Origin of the sequence: Aquimarina sp. I32.4 (assembly GCF_002924285.1) — a bacterium.
GTDB lineage: Bacteria > Bacteroidota > Bacteroidia > Flavobacteriales > Flavobacteriaceae > Aquimarina.
This window is the reverse complement of record NZ_PGUB01000045.1, coordinates 18,810-39,033: the sequence shown is the minus strand read 5'-3', so window position 1 is coordinate 39,033 and position 20,224 is coordinate 18,810. Positions and strand designations below refer to the sequence as shown.

Below are 20,224 nucleotides of genomic sequence, written 5' to 3'. Positions count from 1 at the left end.
TAGGTTGTTTATTATTAACAAACATCTTTGAAGATTCTAAGGCTACTTGGTCCATTAAATTTCTAAACGACCAACAATCGCTATTGATAAAATGATTAATGCTTTGTTGATCCAAACAAGACAAGTGATCTGCTATATTCTGGCAGTTTACAGTCTTCTTTTCTAGTTTGAAAAGCGATTGAAAGTAATCAAAGGCGTGTTGCCTATAAGAAAACTTGACAATCTTAAAGTGCGTACTAAAATCTGAAAAGAAGGAAGTAAAACTAGAACGGACAGATTCCAAAAATTCAGGGGTTTTGGAATCATTTTTTTTGGCGGATACTATCTATTATAGCACGCTTTTGTTTAATTTGTGAAACATTTATTTTGAAGGAGCAAAATAGTGTGTTTACTATCATTCACAAAACGTTTTGCTCCTTTTTTCTAAGATGACAAAGTAGGATTAAAGCAGATAGAAAAATGTGAGTAACAGTTATCATAAATTATCGTTCTGGTTTATTGTTTTTAATGGGAACTTCAAATTGTCAACTCCTGTATTACAGTTTGATGCTGTCAAAAATAAGAAATAGATATATCTTTTTTGATGTTTTTTCCTAAACAGAGAACATCATCGTGGGGGAGTTACATAACTATTTTTTGTTAAAGGGAATAAAAAAATACATAGTACACCAAAAAATCACAAAAACAAGTACCAAGAAAACCTCAATAACGACAATAACCTCAATCTCCTTACGATGCCTTTTTGAGGTTTTGTCAAGAGAATCAAAACACATAATATCCAACTAAAAGCACAATTTTTTTTGATTTTTTTAGGTAATATCTACATTGTTTTTTGTCTTTTATTTGTACTTTTTTATCATAATTATGTGATAATCAGTTTATAATTTTTTCTTTTACAGTAAATTCAAAGTATAACTGGTATTACATTTATTCAAAGGGAAATAATCGTTTTTTTGTATAAATGAGTTCTATAGGACAACAAATCAGTTCATCTTTATACTATATATTCTTTGTCATTCACAAAGAGACAGGTATTAATTATCGTATACCCTATTAGAAGTCAGCAAAACACTCCATCAAATCTTATATTTTAAAATACGAAAGAAGTGATTTCTTTTTACTGGGCAATACTGATCAAAATAATTGGTAAAAGATTACCCCATAATTTTTACAAGAAGTTCTTTGAGGATATCTCCTTGAGGAAGATTAGACGCTCCTACTCCTTTACTTTTTACATCTGCATCTCTGATAAAAGCAATAATGGCACTCACTTTTCTCATTGGGTAATTCTGGGCTGCTTCTGAATAATCTTTTACAAAGTAAGGATTGATTTTTAGCGCACCAGCTACATTACGTTGAGATTTATCTGCCAATCCATGGTATTGCAGTACTTGAGAGAAAAAACCATAGAGTAAGGAAATGGTAACTACCAGAGGGTTATCTTTAGGGTTTTGTGCAAAATAATTGATAATCAAATGAGCTTTCACTACGTTTCTGGTTCCTATAGCTTTGCGGAGTTCAAAATTATTAAACTCTTTACTTATACCAATATTCTTCTCTATTTGGTCTGCAGTAATCTGAGAGCCAGCTGGGATTATTAATTTTAATTTATCTAATTCATTATTAATTTTACCCAGATCAGTACCCAAAAACTCTACTAGCATTTGGGCTGCCTTGGGCTCTATACTATATTTAGCACCTCCTAAAACTCTACGTATCCAATCTGCTACTTGGTTTTCATAAAGTTTTTTACTGTCAAAAATAACACCATTCTTTGCTACTATTTTATACAGCTTTTTTCTCTTATCGATCTTCTTATACTTATAGCACATCACAAGAAGAGTAGACATTTGTGGGTTCTCTACATAAGGAGCCAGTTTTTCTATCGTACGGGATAATTCTTGTGCTTCTTTGACAATAACGACTTGCCGTTCTGCCATCATTGGGTAACGTTTTGCATTGGCTACAATATCATCTATAGTAACATCACGACCATATAGTACCATTTGATTGAATCCTTTTTCTTCTTCAGCCAGTACATTTTTATCTATATATTCAGAAATCCTATCAATATAATAAGGCTCATCACCCATTAAGAAATATATGGGTTTAATATTTCCATTTTTTATATCACTTACGATTTGCTTTACTTCATCCATTCAGAAAAAATCATCAAATTTGTGTTATGCAAAAGCTTAACTTTCCCGAGTATCGGTTCAGGTTCAAAAATAGCGAAAATAAAGTTTCTATTTTTGACAAGATTCGCAAAAAATTTATCATTCTTACTCCAGAAGAATGGGTACGACAACATACGGTACATTTTCTTATCGATGAAAAAAAATACCCTGATTCCCTTATTAATGTAGAAAAATTAATACAATTTAATGACCTTAATAAAAGATATGACATCATCATATTCAATCCAGACGGAAGTATCTTTCTTATTGTAGAGTGTAAATCTACACGTATAAAAATCACTCAAGAAGTATTTGATCAAATTGCACGCTATAATCTTGCTTTAAATGCTGAATATTTAATGATTACTAACGGTCTGGAACATTATTACTGCCAAATGAATTATATAGAAAAAAAATACACTTTTCTAAAAGACATACCAAACCACAAATAATATTTATTTTTTTAATCAGTTAAACACCTAGTAGATAACACGATATACCATTTATTGTTTTTTGACGAGTATACTTTTTTAGCTGAATTAGGAGTTATATTAATTATTCCCTTTATTTTGCAGTCGTGAATATCGCAATAGTTATATTAAACTGGAACGGAAGATCCTTACTAGAACAGTTTTTGCCATCGGTTATAAAAAACTCTCAGGAAGCTGTTATCTATCTTGCAGACAATGCATCTACAGATGACTCTGTAACGTATGTAAAAACTCATTTTCCAGAAATAAGGGTCGTTCAGAATAAAATAAATGGAGGTTATGCCAAAGGGTATAATGATGCATTAGCAAAGATTGATGCCGATATTTACTGTCTTCTTAACAGTGATGTAGAGGTATCAAAAGGCTGGCTTGCACCTATTCTTAAAACTTTTCAAGCTTTTAATGAAGTAGCCGCTATACAACCAAAGATACTAGACTATAAAAAGAAAACTCATTTTGAATATGCAGGAGCTGCTGGAGGATATATAGATAAGTTAGGGTATCCCTATTGTAGAGGAAGAATATTTGATACACTAGAAAAAGATAACGGGCAATATGACGATAGCATCCCTATATTTTGGGCCAGTGGAGCATGTTTATTTATAAGAAAACAAGTATTTGAGAGTGTAGGAAAATTGGATGAAGATTTTTTTGCACATCAAGAAGAAATTGATCTATGCTGGAGAATACAGAGTAATGGATATAAAATCGTGTATGAAGGTGAATCTATTGTACATCACTTGGGCGGAGCTACACTGGATTCTATGAATCCTAAAAAAACGTTTCTCAATTTTAGAAATAGTCTTTATCTGCTTGTCAAGAATGTACCAGGAAAAAAAGTGTGGTTTTTAGTACTTATTAGAATGCTATTAGATGGTCTAGCAGCATTCAGATTTTTACTACAAGGTAAATTTTCTCATTTTTTTGCTATTTTCAAAGCTCATATGAGTTTCTATAAGAACCTCAGCACTTTATGTAAAAAACGAAAAAAACTTTCAAAAACGGGGAAATATTATACTTATTTTTCCGTTGTATGGCAATATTTCATATTAAAACGTAAACATTTCAATCAATTATAAGGGGATATAATAAATTATTGTTAATGACCTAGTATTACGTCACATTTTTAATAATTTTGAGTTATATAACCAAAATAAGACTAAAACAAATTTTCTAATGAAAAAAGCGATGATTATTGGGGCCTCTTTAGCAATTTTACTTTCTTCTTGCGTTTCGCAGAAGAAGTTTTCTGACCTAGAAGCCCAACAAAAAAAGACGCAGGATTTATTGAATTCAGCTACCGTAAAATTAAATAGCTGTCTTGAAGAAAAAGCCAGCTCAACCTCACAACTAAAAGTTCTTCAAGATCAAGTATCTAACCTAAAGAATCAAAATTCTGCTTTATTAAATAATGTTGGTAATCTAGCAACACTATCAACAAAAGAAGCTGAAAATCTAGAAAAATCTTTAGAGAGTATCAAAGAAAAAGATTTACAGATTAAGACAATGCAAGATGCTATTACCAAAAAAGATTCTGTAACCTTAGCTCTTGTAACTAGCCTTAAAGGAGCGCTTGGTAATCTTGCAGATGAAGACATACAAGTAAATGTAGAAAAAGGAGTGGTTTATGTTTCTATTTCAGACAAACTACTATTCAAGAGTGGCAGCTATAATGTTTCTGCCAGAGCTCGCGAAGTACTTGGTAAAGTTGCAAAAGTAGTAAATGACAAACCAGATATCGAATTTCTTGTAGAAGGTCATACTGATAATGTACCAATCAAAAACAAAGTTCTTTTAGATAACTGGGATTTAAGTGTAAAACGAGCTACATCTGTTGTAAGAGTATTACAAAAAGACTTTAAAGTAGATCCTAAGCGTATGACAGCAGCAGGAAGAAGTTATTACATTCCTTTATCTGATAATTCTTCTGCAGCAAACCGTGCAAAAAACAGACGTACAAGAATTGTTGTTTTACCAAAACTTGATCAGTTTTATAATATGATTGAAGATGGTATGAAAAAAGCAACTCAAGGAGGTAATTAAAATCTAGAAATTATTTTTTAATTATTGTAAAATATAAAAAAGGTTATCAAAAAAATGATAACCTTTTTTTATACGAAACAAAAAAATATATTAACCAAATAATATTTTAAGACTAATCAATAGATTAGTAACTAACAATACTGCAATAAAAATTACGATACTATTCTCTAAAGAATTATTTTTTACCTTCGCAACCTTTACATATGTATTTTTATTTTTTAAAAAATTCTTTTTCATAGCAATATTGTTTTTATTTGAAGTTAAAACTTTTCATAAATATATGGTGTTTAAAAGAATTACAATTCAAATATATAAAAAAATAATCATTTTTTATCGTTAAAAAACAATAAATATCGATGAAATACACAATATTAACTTTTAGATAGCATGAATACTATAAAAATAGGTGGTGTTCCTGAGCATTTCAATTTACCTTGGCATCTGAGTATTGAAGATGGAAGTTATCTTAAAAACGGTATACAATTAGAGTGGATAGAGTACCCTGGAGGAACAGGTGCAATGTGTGAAGCTCTTAGAAATAAAGATATAGATATTGCAGTAGTTCTTACAGAAGGGGTTACCAAAGATATTATAGCAGGTAATCCTTGCAAAATTGTTCAAACATATATTCAAACTCCTCTTATATGGGGGATTCATGTAGGTGCAAATTCTAATTATTCTTCTATTTCTGAATTACAAAATAAAAAAGCTGCAATTAGTAGATATGGGTCTGGATCACACTTGATGGCACATGTAAATGCACAAAACCATGATTGGGATACTTCTTTATTACAATTTGAAGTAATCAGAAACTTAAACGGTGCGGTAGATGCATTAACCAATGGAACTGCTGATTATTTTATGTGGGAGCATTTTACTACAAAACCTTTGGTTGATAATGGAACTTTTAGAAGAGTCGCAGACTGTCCTACTCCATGGCCATGTTTTGTTATAGCAGTTAGAGAAGAAATTCTCTCAACAAATACAGAAACTGTGAGAACAATTCTTGATATAATAAACACCACTACTTCTGATTTTAAACATATACCAAGTATTGATAGAACACTAGCATATAGATATGATCAACAACTCAAAGATATTCATGAATGGCTTGCAATTACAGAGTGGAGCCAATCATCAATAGATAAAGAAACATTGATAAAGGTTCAGGATTATTTATTCAACCTAGATATAATTGATAAAAAAACAGATCCAAAAAATTTAATTTTTGATCTATAATGTACTGTTTATTAAAAAAATAAGTTTTTTTTAACCAAAAAATAGTTAAAATAAAATGCTATTTATTAAAGAAATGTAAACTAAATCTACATCCAAATATCGTATACTCAAAATAAAATATCTGGTATTACGAAGTAATCAATTCTTAAAATATATAAGATTAGAGCATTTATACAATTAAAAAAATTGTACATTTGCCCAGCCTACCCCAATTATATTAACTAATTATTAACGCATAAAGCAACCTTTTACATATAAGTGCATCTAATAATTACTAGTTAACTAACAAATCTATCAATTATGGTAACTTTTTTAATAATACTTGCAGGTCTCGTTGTCTTTAATTTTATCTTACTTAAATTAAGTACACACTCTGTTGACTCTGATAAAAAGAAATCAAAGGCAAAAAAAGCTCAGGTCAATACTATACCTAACCAACCAACTAATAAGTCGAAATCTTCAGAAGTTCCTAACGCAGCATAAGAAATATTTACCAATTAATGCTCGTTTTATTCGTTTCCTGTAGATATGAATTGGTTTTACTGAAATGTTTATTTCCAAACCAATACCCTCTATTAGCACTCAAAGGTGAAGGATGCCCGCTTGTAAGGACGTAATGTTTTGATCTATCAATTTTAGATCCTTTTTTCTTTGCATATCCCCCCCATAGCAAAAAGATTACATTCTCTTTTTTATCTGAAACTGCTTGTATTACAGCATCTGTAAATTGCTCCCATCCTTTATTTTGATGAGATCCTGCCTCATGCGCCTTTACAGTAAGTGTAGCATTTAGTAATAACACTCCTTGCTTTGCCCAGCGTTCTAAATTTCCGTTTTCAGGAAAAGGTAATTGAAGGTCTGTTTCTATTTCTTTAAAAATATTGATTAATGAAGGAGGCATAGCAATCCCATCACTAACAGAAAAGCATAAACCATTTGCTTGTCCTACTCCATGATATGGATCTTGACCAATTATTACTACTTTGACATCATCAAAGCTACAATGATCAAAAGCTGCAAAAACATCACTTCCCTTAGGGTAACAGGTGTTGTTTTTATATTCGGATTTCACAAAATCAACCAATGTAATGAAATAAGGTTTATCAAACTCCTTACTAAGTCTCTGATTCCAAGTTGTTTCAATATTTACATTCATATCAGTGTCAAAAAATTATAGCAATTGTGTATTTTTGCCTTGTTCTAAAAAACGACCGAATATAACCCAAAAATAGGGTAAAAAAAAGTATGATTCGTATTTCTAAAAAAACACTCGACGATCTTGAGTTTGATAGTATCTTAAGTCATATTGCAGAATACTGTACTACTGATTTTGGTAAATCAAAAGCATTACAAATTGTTCCTTTCAATACCAGAGAGCAACTTCATATTTCACTGCAAGAAGTATTTGAATATAAATCTTCTTTTCTTAATGATACTCGTATTCCTAATCATGGGTTTGATAGTATCACAAGAGAAATTCAATTGCTCAATATTGAAAACACATTTTTAGAAACTTCAAACTTAAAAAGATTAGCCTCTATTACCAGTACAACTAATGAGCTTCTCCTTTTTTTTAGAAAAAATGCAGAGCTCTATCCTGTTCTACATCAAACATCATCTGCAATACCATTTACCAAAGAAGTTACCCTTCTTATAGAAAACATAGTAGATAAATTTGGTGAAATAAAAGATGATGCATCACCAATATTATATAGACTGAGAAAAGATATCAATATCATACAAGGTAAACTAAACGGAAGTTTTGGAAAAGACCTTACTAGGTATAATAATCTTGGCTATCTGGATGAAATCAAAGAAAGTGTTGTAGATAATCGTAGAGTTTTGGCTGTAAAAGCAATGTATCGCCGTAAGGTAAAAGGAGCGATTATGGGGAATTCTAAAACGGGAAGTATCGTATATATTGAACCAGAAGCAACCTTGCAATATAGTCGTGAGCTTAGCAACCTTCAGTATGAGGAACGTGAGGAAATTGTAAAAATACTCAAGGAATTAACCAATAAGCTAAGGCCATTTTCTGAACTATTAATACAATATCAAGACTATCTAAGCGATACCGATGTAGTATCTGCAAAGTCAAAATATGCAGGCCAGCTTAATGCTGTTCTACCAAAAATTACAGAAAACAAAGAACTAACGCTGCAAGAAGCATATCACCCACTACTCTATCTTACTAATAAAGCAAAGGGAGAAAAAACTTTTCCGCAGACAATAACATTAGACCAAAACAATCAGATAATAGTAATTTCGGGCCCTAATGCTGGAGGTAAAAGTATTACCTTAAAAACGATTGGCTTATTACAAATCATGTTACAGAGCGGTATGTTAATTCCTGTACATGAATATAGTAGAATGTGTCTTTTTGATGTAATTCTTACAGATATAGGAGACAATCAATCTATAGAAAACCATTTGAGCACCTATAGCTATCGTTTGAAGAATATGAATTACTTTCTACGTAAATGTAATGACAAAACTTTATTCCTGATAGATGAATTTGGTACAGGTAGTGACCCAGAACTTGGTGGAGCATTGGCAGAGGCTTTTCTTGAAGTCTTTTATGAGCGAGGATCGTTTGGTATTATTACTACCCATTATGCCAATCTAAAAATGCTTGCCAGTGAATTACCAAATATGACCAACGCCAACATGTTGTTTAATTCAAAAACACTAGAACCCTTATTCAAATTATATCTTGGTGAAGCAGGAAGTTCATTTACCTTTGAAGTAGCTCAAAAAAATGGAATTCCTTATAGCTTAATCAATAAAGCCAAGAAAAAAGTAGAACGTGGCAAAATTCGGTTTGATAAAAGTATTGCTAATCTACAAAAAGAAAGATCTAAGCTTCAGAAAACAACTGCTGACCTCAAGTCTAAAGAACTACAAGCAGGAGAAGAAAAAGAACGTTTAGAAAAAACAAACACGCGTATACAACGTAAATTAGAAAGCTATCAAGAGTTATATGACAGTAATCAACGAATGATTTATTTGGGACATAAAGTAGATGATCTCAGCGAAAAATACTTTAATAACAAAAGAAAAAAAGAGCTCATAAATGAGTTTATAAAAATTGTTGAAGTAGAAAATTCTAAGCGTAAAAAGCAAAGTGCGAAACAGCGAACTGCAGAAAAGGCAAAAGAAAAAAAGGTTATCAAAGAGGTACAAGAAAAAGTTCAGGTAATACGCAAAAAGAAAAAAGAAGAAAAAAAGAAAGAAGAAAAAATTGAAGCTGCAAAACCAAAAATTACACTAAAAATAGGAGATCGCGTACGAATGATTGATGGAAAATCTATAGGCACAATAGATACACTCGAAAAGAGTAAAGCGGTTGTGAATTATGGGATTTTCACAACCAATGTTTCTATTGATCAGTTGGAGTTTGTAGAAAGAAAAACAAAATAAAATAATACTATTCTCAGTATTGCCCCCCTGTTAAAGTATCCTTAAACCCCGATCCTGAGAATTTTATCTTTATATATTTGGAGAAATTCAACTAAAAATTGCTCCTATAATTATGCGAAAATTACTTTTTATAGCCGCTATTGCTATAGTATTTCCATTCCTTCTACAAGGACAACACCCCAACAAGCCAAATAGTGCAGAAATTCATCAAGCTATAAAAAAACTTAACTTTTTAGGCTCTGTTTTATATGTAGCTGCACACCCTGATGATGAAAACACACGACTTATATCGTACATGGCCAACCAAGTCAAAGCCAGAACAGCATACTTATCACTAACTAGAGGAGATGGTGGTCAAAACTTAATAGGTCCTGAAATCAGAGAGCTATTAGGTGTTATCAGGACTCAAGAATTACTAGCCGCTCGTAAAACAGATGGTGGAGAGCAATTGTTTACACGAGCCAATGATTTTGGGTATTCTAAACACCCTGATGAAACATTAGCTATTTGGGATAAAAAAGAAGTGTTGAGTGATGTGGTATGGGCCATAAGAAAGTTCAGACCCGATGTGATCATCAATAGATTCAATCATAGAACTCCTGGTACCACCCATGGTCATCATACCTCGTCTGCAATGTTAAGCGTAGAGGCTTTTGATCTGGCAGGTGATCAAACTATTTACCCTACTCAGCTTAATCATACAGAAACATGGCAACCAAAAAGGCTATTTTTTAATACTTCTTGGTGGTTTTATGGTAGTAGAGAAAAATTTGAAAAAGCAGATAAAACAAATCTATTAGCTTTTGATACAGGCGTATATTACCCTTCTTTAGGACTTTCTAATACAGAAATAGCCTCATTAAGCCGTAGCCAACACAAATCACAAGGGTTTGGTAGTACAGGAAGTCGTGGTCAACAAAATGAATATATAGAATTAATTAAAGGAGAATTACCAAAAGATAAAACAAACATTTTTGAAGGAATTGATACTTCATGGAATCGAGTAAAAGGAGGAAAAGCAATTGGTGATATTCTATATCAAGTAGAAAAAGATTTTGATTTTAAAAACCCCTCTGCTGTGATCCCTCAATTGGTAAAAGCATATCAGCTTATTCAAAAATTAGAAGATACGCACTGGAAAACAGTAAAATCTCAGGAAATTAAAGAAATCATTGCTGCTACTTCTGGTCTATACATAGAAGCCGTTGCCACAGATGCAAATGCTACAAAAGGAAGTCCAGTAACTGTTAAAGTAGAAGCTATTAATAGAAGCCCTAGTAATATCACGTTACAGTCTATTAAAATTGAAACCTTAGGAATTGATAATACTCCTAAAAAAATATTAAACGATAATATTAGAAATAATTTTGAATTTAAAACAACAATCCCTACCAATTTTGATATAACAAATCCATACTGGCTGAACACCAAAGGTACATTAGGCATGTATACGGTAGAAGATCAAAAGTTAATAGGAAAACCAACTACAGAGCATACAATTAAAGCACTATTTACTATCTTGATTGAGGGAGTTTCTATTCCCTTCTCAAAAGAAGTTGTTTATAAAAACAACGATCCTGTAAAAGGAGAAGTATATAAACCATTTGAGATCATTCCTGCTGTTTCTGCTGGGATCAAAGACAAAGTAATTATTTATGCCAACGGAACATCAAAACAGATTCCTGTTACTATAAAAGCAGGAAAAGCAAATCTAAGTGGTAAAATAACATTATCACACCCTGATGGTTGGCAAATAACTCCAGCGAATATCGCAATAAACCTTACTCAAAAAGGAGAAGAAAAAACAGTCATATTTACGCTCACCTCTCCAGAAACTCAAAGCGAAGGTTATATTTCACCAATAGTAGAGATTAATGGTATTAAACATTCAAAAGAAGTTATTACTATTGATTATGACCACATTCCTTTTCAAACCGTAATAATGCCCTCTCAAACCAAAGTTGTTCGTCTGGATATCAAAAAGAAAGGACAAAACATTGGATATATTGAAGGTGCAGGAGATGTAGTCCCAGAAAGTTTACAGCAAATAGGCTACAAAGTGACTCGTATTGATCCTGAATCTATTTCTACTCAAAGTCTACAACCTTTTGATGCCATTGTAGTAGGAATCAGAGCATATAATACAATAGAAGAATTAAAATTCAAACAACAATATTTATTAGAATACGTAAAGAATGGAGGAAACCTTATCATTCAATACAATACCAATCGTAGGTTGAAGGTTACAGATAATTTAGGTCCCTACCCTCTTGAATTATCCAGAGATCGTGTTACAGATGAAAATGCTAAAATTACTTTTCTAGAACCAGAACACCCAATTCTGAATTCACCTAATAAAATTACAGATACAGATTTTAATGGGTGGGTACAAGAAAGAGGTTTATATTTCCCTAATAAATGGTCAAAAGAATACACTCCAATTTTTGCAACCCATGACAAAGGAGAATCTAAGAAAAAAGGAGCTTTATTAGTTGCTCAATATGGCAAAGGATATTATGTCTACACAGGGCTTAGTTTTTTTAGGGAATTTCCCGCAGGAGTTTCTGGAGCATATAGATTATTTGCCAATATGCTTTCTTTAGGAAAATAAGCTCCCTGAATATACCAAATAAGATCAACCTAATTTTTTAAACATGGAAGAGAAACAAGAAAAACTAAAGTGGAAAAAATTATATAGTGCTGTATTAATTGCTAATGCCATTTATATACTAGCTTTTTATCTAATCACTAGTTTGTATTCATAGTTTTAATCTGTAACATAAAAACAACCACTCATAAACAAAATTAATCACTCTACTTATGCAAACCATAGATTGGATCGTACTACTAGGCACCTTATTATTTATAGTACTATACGGTGCTTGGAAAACCAAAGGCAGTAAAAATGTAAAAGATTATATAAAAGGAGGCAATGATGCACATTGGTGGACCATAGGACTATCTGTAATGGCTACTCAAGCAAGTGCAATTACTTTTTTGTCTGCTCCTGGTCAAGCTTTTCATGACGGAATGGGTTTTGTACAATTCTATTTTGGTGTCCCTATTGCTATGGTAGTTATTTGTATGGTTTTTATACCTATTTATCATAGGTTAAATGTATATACCGCATATGAATATCTCGAAACACGATTTGATCTCAAAACGAGAACCTTGACTGCTATATTGTTTTTGATACAGAGAGGATTAGCTGCTGGAATTACGATTTTTGCTCCTGCCATCATCTTATCATCTGTATTAGGGTGGGATCTAACTACCCTTAACATCATCATAGGAATATTAGTAATAATATATACTGTATCAGGGGGAACCAAAGCCGTAAATATTACTCAAAAACAACAAATGGGTATTATTTTTATTGGTATGCTCATCGCCTTTTTTATTATCATTAGCTATCTGCCTGATGGAATTACTTTTTCTAAAGCATTAGATATCGCAGGTGCCAATGGCAAAATGAAAGTGCTTAATTTTTCATTTGACCTAGATAATCGATATACCTTTTGGAGTGGAATTATAGGAGGAACCTTTCTCGCACTCTCCTATTTTGGAACAGATCAAAGCCAAGTACAACGATATTTGACAGGAAAATCTATAAAAGAAAGCCAGCTTGGGCTATTGTTTAATGGATTACTCAAAGTGCCTATGCAATTTTTTATTCTTCTTGTAGGAATTATGGTATTCGTTTTTTATCAATTTAATAGCTCTCCTCTTAACTTTAATCCAAAAGGAAAAGAAGCTGTTATTAATTCAGAATATGCAGAAGAATATACTGCATTAGAAAACAAACTTGCTAAGATTCATCATTCAAAAGATACGGCTATCAAAGATTATTTAGCAAAACAAGGAGCCACTCAAAAAAAAGAAATTCAACGATTAAATACTGAGGAAAAAGAAATTCGTAATGCTGCCAAAGCAATAATTAAAAAAGCAAACATCGATGTAGAAACCAATGATAAAGATTATGTATTTATTCATTTTATCCTGAATAATCTCCCTAAAGGACTTATTGGTTTACTTCTTGCTGTAATTCTATCTGCTGCTATGTCTTCTACAGCCTCAGAATTAAATGCTCTTGCTTCTACAACTGCCATTGATTTATATAAAAGGAATGTAAGAGAAGAAAAAAATGACCAACACTATGTAACTGCTTCTAAGTTTTTTACTTTTGGTTGGGGTATTCTAGCAATTATCGTAGCATGTTTTGCCAGCTTGTTTGACAATCTTATTCAATTGGTAAATATTATTGGTTCCATTTTCTACGGAAATGTATTGGGGATATTCTTATTGGCATTTTTTATAAAATTTGTACATAGCAATGCTACTTTTATTGCAGCAATTATTACTCAAATTGCAATTATTTTAATCTGGTACTTTACTATATTTAGATTAGAGCAGCTAGGATTAAAACCGTATGTAGGCTTTTTATGGCTTAACCTTATCGGCTGTGTTCTTGTTATGGCAATTGCAATCTGTGTACAATTTTTCATAGGACCAAAAACAAAAGTAACCACCTCATGAATTTCAAGAATACTATAAACTGGGGGATTATTGGTTGTGGTAATATCGCACACCAATTTGCAAAAGATTTAGCATCTATCCCCAATGCCAGACTATATGGTGTTGCTAGTAGAAGTATAAAAAAGGCTGAGGATTTTGGAAACAAGTACCATTCAACCAAAAGCTATGGCAGCTACGAGGCTATAAGTAAAGATCCAAACATAGATATTATATATATTGCCACACCTCATGTTTTTCATTATCAAAACACTCTACTATGCCTTACTAATAAAAAAGCTGTTTTGTGCGAAAAGCCCTTTGCTATGGATGCCCCGCAAGTCAAAGAGATGATTGCTATCGCAAAAAATAATAATGTATTCCTAATGGAAGCATTATGGACCTACTTTCTACCTCATTATAAGTATGCATTGAATATTATTTCATCTAATCAACTTGGGAGAGTAAAAGCCTTGAAAGCAGATTTTGGATACAATAGCTCTTTTGACCCTAAGAGCAGGGTATATAATAAAGAATTAGGAGGAGGCAGCCTACTTGACATAGGAATTTATCCTTTATTTACAGCGTTAACTATACTTGGATATCCTGAAAAAATAAATGCAACAGCTACCATAGGAAAAACAGGAGTTGATGAAGATTGCACAGTACAACTTTTGTATAAAAATGGTACTACAGCTTCTCTCTATAGTACTATCACTGAGAAAACAGATACCGAAGCAGTTATTGAACTAGAAAAAGGAACCATAATACTCAATAGCCAATTTCATAAACCCTCTTCAGTCACCATAGAAAAAGATGGTGAACTCAAAGTAGTCAACTTTCCTGTACATACAAATGGATACAACTATGAAGCTATTCATGCACAAGAAATGTTATTACAAAATCGTATAGAAAGTACCATTATGAGCTTTGAAAAAAGTATACAGCTAATTAATTTATTGGATGCTGTAAGAAAACAAATAGGACTCTACTACTAGGTTTCAGATAGCTATAAAGTTAATTAGATTAGTTTTTGTACTTTTGAAACCATTAGGGAATACAATTAAAAATCTACTGGTTTTACACAAACTCACACATTTCATAGACAATGAATAAGTAAGTATTGATTTTATTTAAAAAATCAACGGAGATCCAGTACAAACAAACTAAACTTTAATAAACTATGAAAAAAACAAACTTAGCTGTATTATTTTTAACTCTTATATTATGCATTGCTTGCAGCAGTGATGATAGTGACAGAGTATCTCCTCAATTTACATTTTTTGAATTTGATAAAGATGTATTACTTCCTGCGCTTAATGAACGGGAAATTTCTTTTTACGCGCTGGATTTTGATGAAAATATAGGAAACTGGGAACTCACTCTTTCTGATGGGCAAAAAAACATCCCAGTTACATTAAGCAAAGTTGAAACTACACCCTTTGGTTGGGTAACTACAGAAAGTAGCTTACAAAAAATTTATTTCAAAGCTCCAGCTTTTGGAGATGGTGATTATACATTAACCATTAAAAGCACAACTACCAATCAAACGTATAGCGATGTTTTTCTAGTACGAAGTTCTACATTTAATAAAGTACTCCCTGGTGATGTTGATTTCTTAAATACAGGTTCTAATACCTTGTATACTATTGCTTACCCCAGAGAAGCAGATGATTATCTCTTTTTTCAAAACTCAATTAACACCATTTCAGAAGGAATTACTACCAATGGAATCCAAAAAGTACTTCTAGAAAAGAAAGATAATTCTGAATCATTCAGTTTAGATTATAATTTAGATAGTAATGGCAATTTAAGTTTTACTATCCCATCCTCAATACAAGTAGGTAACTATTTCTTATCAGTACATTACACCAATGGTCTTAGTACTTATTTTATAAAAGATATTGTAGTGATGGATCAACAGACTCCTGTGATTGCTTCTGCTAATAAAGAAACCTTTTCTTCTGAAGAAACGTTGATAATCAAAGGGCAAAATTTTAGATATAAAATAAATCATGATCTACTCACTACCAAAGGGATAAGCAACCCTCAATCTCCTACTTATTTAGTATTCAAAGATGCAAATCGAGAACATACTGTTGGTTTTGGAAGATATAGTGGTGATGAGTTTTTTGACAATATTAATACCGATGGCACAGAACTATCGTATAAAATACCTGCAAAATCTGAAGCGTATATATTTACAGACAGAGAAGCTACTTATTTTGAAGGAGAAATGTACATACAAACTGCATATCACAAAAGTGAAGCTGTACCAGTAAGAATTGATTATCAATAAACAGATTTAGTACAAAAAATAAAAAAGGAGAAAAGGATATCATATCCTTTTCTCCTTTTTTATACCAATTTATCTTCAATCAAAAAGTTATTCATATCTATATTTTAAATTATAGAAAGATCAAAATATAGTATCTATAACATTCTCTTTTCTAAAAAACATTTTGTCTTGGTAATTTCTGTACCTAAAAGCACTTATTTCGTACCAAACCCTTTATAACACAATAGTTTTCAGTATTTACAAATCTATTTTTGTCACGTAACAATTAAACAAAAATAGATGGATAATCATTCGACTCCTTTATCAAAAAAAATAATATTCCTATCAATATTAATAGTATCACTACTATTTTCAAACGGAAGATTTACCATGTTTTTCGCTACATGGATTTCAACCACTATGCTACTTCATTTGGTTCGTAGGTTCTCTGCTTTACGAGGTTTTCTTCTAGCATGGTTATTATTAACCATAGCATTTTTGTTTCAATATTATAAACTAGTTCCATTACCAGCTCCATTTTATATTATTACAATGACTCTATATGGATTGGTTCTGGCCCTACCCTATCTTATTGATTTGTTATTTTCAAAAAAGAGGGATACTTTTTTACAAACATTAATCTTTCCAGTATCTTGGGTGCTTATAGAGTATGTTTATCATAGAGTTAACCCATACGGTACTTGGGGGCATATTGCCTATTCTCAAGAATCACAATTCTATTTATTACAATCTATATCTGTCTTTGGATTAGGGTATATCACTTTTATAATAGGTTGGTTTGCCTCTATATGTAACTGGCTATTTGTACAAAAATTCAATTGGAAAAAAGTAAAGCTAGGAGTTACTACTTACAGTATAATTTTTGGTATAACAATGATATATGGAGCATACCGCTTACTTATCCAAAAACCCAATTCTGAAACGATCAGAGTTGCATCAATCTCTGCTATTGATGAAAAAAGAATTTATGACAATGATTTATATGGTCTACATCTAGATGGTGGTACTGAAAGGTTTAAAAATCAAGCTTCTGAATTAAATACTGATCTATTTGCAAGAAGTATCCGAGAAGCTAAGGCTGGAGCAAAAATAATCTTCTGGGCAGAAGGAAACAGTTTAATTTTAAAAGAAGATGAAAAAGAATTGTATAAATCGGCAAGTTTAATAGCTCAAGATTATAAAATACATTTAGGTATAGGGGTTGGAGTTATAGACCCAAACCACGACAAACCTTTGGAAAACAAATTTGTGTTATTTAATCCAGATGGCAAAAAAGTTATAAACTATTGGAAAGCTATTCCTGTTCCTGGTTTTGAAGCCAATATCAGTAATGTTAAGGACTCAAAAATTCAAAAAACAGAAACATATCATGGAACTATTGCTGCTGCGATCTGTTTTGACATGGATTTTCCTCAATATCTTAAACAAGCCAAAGGCTCTGATATTTTATTAGCACCTAGTAATGATTGGAAAGCAATTGACCCGATACACACACATATGGCTAGATATAGAGCCATAGAACAAGGTTTTAATTTAATTCGACAAACAAGTAAAGGACTCTCTGCTGGAGTTGATTATACTGGAAAAATAATTAGTGAAATGGATCATTTTACAGATAATGAGAAAGTTCTTATTACTCAATTACCTACAAAAGGTATTACAACCATATACTCTTATATTGGAGATATTTTTATCATTTTTTGTATCTGTTTATTTATTTTGGTATCAATAAAATTGAAGAAACACCAACCATTTCAATAACGTCCTCTTCTATCACCTTAAACAAAAGGATTAAAAATATAAAAAAAGCGTTCTGAAAATTCAGAACGCTTTTTATGATTTGTGTGTGAAAAAGAGTGTTTATTTAGCTCCCCACTCAGCAAGGGAATCTTTATTCAATTTTACATAGTCGGCATTTCCAGCCTTCTGTGCTAACTCTAACGAAGTTTTAGCAGCTTTTATTGCCCCAGCTTTATCTCCAGACTTAGAATAAATCAAAGATTGTTGTCTAAAGTACCAAAAAGCAGGCTCTTTACGCAATGAAATTGCTTTATCAATATGTTCTTTTGCCTTAGCAAATTCTCCTTCATCTTTATAAAAAGTAGCGGCAAGATAATGATCTCTATCAGATGGACCAGCCATTGTTTTTTCTATACTTGCAATAGTTTGTGCTTTGGCAGGAGTTTCTATAGTAACCGCTGCTTCTGTATTTGCCCACAGAAAATTCATAACGGCAGCATCTGTTTTAAAATCACTAAACATGATTGTAAACGTTTCTACATTCATAGGAATCGTAGTTGCTTTTACTGTTACTTTTGCTGCAACTTTGGTTTCATCCCACTTTTGTGGAGTCCCCCAATTGTTTGCATCTGTATAAAAAATTACATCCCAATTAGACTTTCCTGGTTTTGTAAAAATAGCGTACGTCCCTTTTTTTAGTTCCTTACCACCTACTTTTACATCATCACCAAAAGTTATCTGTGTGTTTTTATTAGCTCCTGTTCTCCATAATTTATCATAAGGTACCAAATCACCAAAGATAGTCCTACCTTTCATACTAGGACGTGAATATTCAACGGTAACATCTGTTAACCCAATAACTTGTTCAGTTTTTACTGATGGGCTTGGTTGTGAGGTTTTCACTTGCGCTTCAGTCTGTAAGGATAATAAGGCTACAGAAAGAAATAAAACTATCTTTTTCATTGTGTTCAGTTTTGTTTGTTTTAAATTATTGTAACGAAAATAAGGAATACACTTACATAAAAAGTTAACAAAAGCTTAAAATAAGGAACTGTATATTTGCTTCATACATACATTCAAAATAATGAGAAAATATATTTCAGAAGGTATAGGCACATTTAGTATGATATTTTGTGGTACTGGTGCTATGACAATAAATGAGGTAACTGGTGGCGATATCACCCATGTTGGTATAGCAATTACATGGGGGTTAATTGTAATGGCAATGATCTATGCTTTTGGAGAAATATCTGGAGCACATTTTAATCCAGCAGTTACAATCGCCTTTGCATATGCCAAAAAATTTGATTGGGCTGAAGTACCTAAATATATAATTGCTCAAAGTATTGGAGCCATTTGTGCCAGTAGTGTTCTATTATTCTTGTTTCCAAACAGTGAATTTCTTGGAGGTACTATACCAACCATAGACGCACTTAGAGCATTTGTTTTAGAAGCATTACTCACCTATTTTCTTATGCTTGTAATCATAAATGTTTCTACAGGATCAAAAGAGATAGGTACTATGGCAGGAATCGCTATTGGTGGTGTTGTATTATTAGAAGCTATGTTTGCTGGACCTATAACCAATGCTTCTATGAATCCAGCAAGGTCCCTGGGCCCTGCGCTATTATCTGGTCATTGGGAACACCAATGGCTATATTTTACAGCCCCAATCTTAGGCGCCATTCTAGCAGTTCTTACCTGTAAATTGGTAAAACCCAATAATTGTTGTACCAATTGTTAATATTATAGAATTTCTCCTTCATTCATTCACGTATATTTAATTCTTTTTAACATATCTTTACTGTTAAATAAACCATATTCCCCAATGGAACGTTTCTCATATGAATTTTGTCAGATAGAATTGCATGATCAATATGCTATCCTCACAATAGACGAAAATGTAAATTTCACATTATCAAAAGCTTCTATTATAAGAGATAGACTTCGTAAATTTTATAAATCACGAGATTTTATAATGATAAGTTATCGCAAGTTTGATCATAAAGTCTCCCCAGATATTTATACAAAAGGATTATTACCTAATATGAAAGGGCTTGCAATTGTTTCTCATAATAATAAAGAGCGAGACAATGCTATTATCGAACAACCTTTATACGGTAAGCCTTTTGTTTTTTATAATTCACTTGAAGAAGCAAAATCTTGGGCAGAAAGTTTTTTTTAATGGCATTATCTATTCTGTTTAATGAATATCATTTTTAATTAAACAAAAAATTGTATTTTTATACTGTAGTATTACATTCTTTAAAATTTAAGGATAATCTTTGATTCTAGACTTAGAT

General features: G+C 31.9%; 17 protein-coding genes. 12 read left to right on the top strand and 5 right to left on the bottom strand.

The window, feature by feature from the left end; all coding sequences use genetic code 11:
• Window positions 1-283, bottom strand: a 283-nt coding sequence (locus CVD18_RS23155) for a hypothetical protein (protein WP_233194536.1), incomplete at its 3' end; no start/stop codon positions are given.
• Window positions 284-1,154: 871 nt separating this feature from the next.
• On the bottom strand, window positions 1,155-2,159 hold the full coding sequence (holA, locus tag CVD18_RS11695; RefSeq protein WP_103865629.1) for a DNA polymerase III subunit delta: 1,005 nt from the start codon (window positions 2,157-2,159) through the stop codon (window positions 1,155-1,157).
• A 26-nt stretch (window positions 2,160-2,185) separates the two neighbouring features.
• On the opposite strand from holA, the gene CVD18_RS11690 reads away from it, so the two are divergent.
• The 3 genes from CVD18_RS11690 to CVD18_RS11680 all read left to right on the top strand — a co-directional run bounded on the left by CVD18_RS11690 (window position 2,186) and on the right by CVD18_RS11680 (window position 4,711).
• Window positions 2,186-2,629: a type I restriction enzyme HsdR N-terminal domain-containing protein gene (locus CVD18_RS11690; protein WP_103865628.1), complete on the top strand. Its 444-nt coding sequence runs from the start codon at window positions 2,186-2,188 to the stop codon at window positions 2,627-2,629.
• A 125-nt stretch (window positions 2,630-2,754) separates the two neighbouring features.
• Window positions 2,755-3,747, top strand: a complete 993-nt coding sequence (locus CVD18_RS11685; protein WP_103865627.1) for a glycosyltransferase family 2 protein — start codon at window positions 2,755-2,757, stop codon at window positions 3,745-3,747.
• Window positions 3,748-3,844: 97 nt separating this feature from the next.
• Window positions 3,845-4,711: a flagellar motor protein MotB gene (locus tag CVD18_RS11680; protein ID WP_103865626.1), complete on the top strand. Its 867-nt coding sequence runs from the start codon at window positions 3,845-3,847 to the stop codon at window positions 4,709-4,711.
• Between the two features lie 90 nt (window positions 4,712-4,801).
• On the opposite strand, the gene CVD18_RS22595 is transcribed toward CVD18_RS11680, so the two are convergent.
• A complete protein-coding gene (locus CVD18_RS22595) occupies window positions 4,802-4,948 on the bottom strand; it encodes a hypothetical protein (RefSeq protein WP_158250443.1) in 147 nt (48 codons plus the stop codon).
• A 150-nt stretch (window positions 4,949-5,098) separates the two neighbouring features.
• Between CVD18_RS22595 and CVD18_RS11675 the strand changes: the two genes are divergently transcribed.
• Window positions 5,099-5,950, top strand: coding sequence for a substrate-binding domain-containing protein (locus CVD18_RS11675; RefSeq protein ID WP_103865625.1), 852 nt, complete (start codon window positions 5,099-5,101; stop codon window positions 5,948-5,950).
• A 490-nt stretch (window positions 5,951-6,440) separates the two neighbouring features.
• On the opposite strand, the gene CVD18_RS11665 is transcribed toward CVD18_RS11675, so the two are convergent.
• A complete protein-coding gene (locus CVD18_RS11665) occupies window positions 6,441-7,106 on the bottom strand; it encodes a uracil-DNA glycosylase (RefSeq protein WP_103865623.1) in 666 nt (221 codons plus the stop codon).
• Between the two features lie 89 nt (window positions 7,107-7,195).
• Here CVD18_RS11665 and CVD18_RS11660 point away from each other — a divergent pair, with 89 nt between their 5' ends.
• The 6 genes from CVD18_RS11660 to CVD18_RS11635 all read left to right on the top strand — a co-directional run bounded on the left by CVD18_RS11660 (window position 7,196) and on the right by CVD18_RS11635 (window position 17,942).
• Entirely contained in the window at window positions 7,196-9,370 is a 2,175-nt protein-coding gene (locus CVD18_RS11660) for a DNA mismatch repair protein MutS (RefSeq protein ID WP_103865622.1), read from the top strand.
• A gap of 112 nt (window positions 9,371-9,482) precedes the next feature.
• A complete protein-coding gene (locus tag CVD18_RS11655; RefSeq protein ID WP_103865621.1) occupies window positions 9,483-11,981 on the top strand; it encodes a PIG-L family deacetylase in 2,499 nt (832 codons plus the stop codon).
• A gap of 209 nt (window positions 11,982-12,190) precedes the next feature.
• Complete coding sequence (locus CVD18_RS11650; RefSeq protein ID WP_103865620.1) at window positions 12,191-13,906, top strand: sodium:solute symporter; 1,716 nt, start codon at window positions 12,191-12,193, stop codon at window positions 13,904-13,906.
• The gene (locus CVD18_RS11645) at window positions 13,903-14,880 is read left to right on the top strand and encodes a Gfo/Idh/MocA family protein (RefSeq protein ID WP_103865619.1); all 978 of its coding nucleotides are present in this window, start codon (window positions 13,903-13,905) and stop codon (window positions 14,878-14,880) included. The genes CVD18_RS11650 and CVD18_RS11645 overlap by 4 nt, the downstream gene beginning before the upstream one ends.
• 185 nt (window positions 14,881-15,065) lie before the next feature.
• The gene (locus CVD18_RS11640; protein WP_103865618.1) at window positions 15,066-16,181 is read left to right on the top strand and encodes a hypothetical protein; all 1,116 of its coding nucleotides are present in this window, start codon (window positions 15,066-15,068) and stop codon (window positions 16,179-16,181) included.
• 279 nt (window positions 16,182-16,460) lie between these two features.
• The gene (locus tag CVD18_RS11635; RefSeq protein WP_103865617.1) at window positions 16,461-17,942 is read left to right on the top strand and encodes a nitrilase-related carbon-nitrogen hydrolase; all 1,482 of its coding nucleotides are present in this window, start codon (window positions 16,461-16,463) and stop codon (window positions 17,940-17,942) included.
• 99 nt (window positions 17,943-18,041) lie between these two features.
• Here the strand turns inward: CVD18_RS11635 and CVD18_RS11630 are convergent, their stop codons facing one another.
• Complete coding sequence (locus CVD18_RS11630; protein ID WP_103865616.1) at window positions 18,042-18,884, bottom strand: DUF2911 domain-containing protein; 843 nt, start codon at window positions 18,882-18,884, stop codon at window positions 18,042-18,044.
• A gap of 88 nt (window positions 18,885-18,972) precedes the next feature.
• Between CVD18_RS11630 and CVD18_RS11625 the strand changes: the two genes are divergently transcribed.
• Entirely contained in the window at window positions 18,973-19,665 is a 693-nt protein-coding gene (locus CVD18_RS11625) for an MIP/aquaporin family protein (protein ID WP_369858598.1), read from the top strand.
• 84 nt (window positions 19,666-19,749) lie between these two features.
• The gene (locus CVD18_RS11620; RefSeq protein WP_103865614.1) at window positions 19,750-20,106 is read left to right on the top strand and encodes a hypothetical protein; all 357 of its coding nucleotides are present in this window, start codon (window positions 19,750-19,752) and stop codon (window positions 20,104-20,106) included.
• The last annotated feature ends 118 nt before the right edge of the window (window positions 20,107-20,224 follow it).

Coding starts and splice junctions, on each gene's coding strand:
- CVD18_RS11650 (WP_103865620.1), top strand. CDS start 12,191: ATGCAAACCATAGATTGGATCGTACTACTAGGCACCTTATTATTTATA.
- holA (WP_103865629.1), bottom strand. CDS start 2,159: ATGGATGAAGTAAAGCAAATCGTAAGTGATATAAAAAATGGAAATATT.
- CVD18_RS11620 (WP_103865614.1), top strand. CDS start 19,750: ATGGAACGTTTCTCATATGAATTTTGTCAGATAGAATTGCATGATCAA.
- CVD18_RS11680 (WP_103865626.1), top strand. CDS start 3,845: ATGAAAAAAGCGATGATTATTGGGGCCTCTTTAGCAATTTTACTTTCT.
- CVD18_RS11665 (WP_103865623.1), bottom strand. CDS start 7,106: ATGAATGTAAATATTGAAACAACTTGGAATCAGAGACTTAGTAAGGAG.
- CVD18_RS11645 (WP_103865619.1), top strand. CDS start 13,903: ATGAATTTCAAGAATACTATAAACTGGGGGATTATTGGTTGTGGTAAT.
- CVD18_RS11635 (WP_103865617.1), top strand. CDS start 16,461: ATGGATAATCATTCGACTCCTTTATCAAAAAAAATAATATTCCTATCA.
- CVD18_RS22595 (WP_158250443.1), bottom strand. CDS start 4,948: ATGAAAAAGAATTTTTTAAAAAATAAAAATACATATGTAAAGGTTGCG.
- CVD18_RS11690 (WP_103865628.1), top strand. CDS start 2,186: ATGCAAAAGCTTAACTTTCCCGAGTATCGGTTCAGGTTCAAAAATAGC.
- CVD18_RS11660 (WP_103865622.1), top strand. CDS start 7,196: ATGATTCGTATTTCTAAAAAAACACTCGACGATCTTGAGTTTGATAGT.
- CVD18_RS11675 (WP_103865625.1), top strand. CDS start 5,099: ATGAATACTATAAAAATAGGTGGTGTTCCTGAGCATTTCAATTTACCT.
- CVD18_RS11630 (WP_103865616.1), bottom strand. CDS start 18,884: ATGAAAAAGATAGTTTTATTTCTTTCTGTAGCCTTATTATCCTTACAG.
- CVD18_RS11640 (WP_103865618.1), top strand. CDS start 15,066: ATGAAAAAAACAAACTTAGCTGTATTATTTTTAACTCTTATATTATGC.
- CVD18_RS11655 (WP_103865621.1), top strand. CDS start 9,483: ATGCGAAAATTACTTTTTATAGCCGCTATTGCTATAGTATTTCCATTC.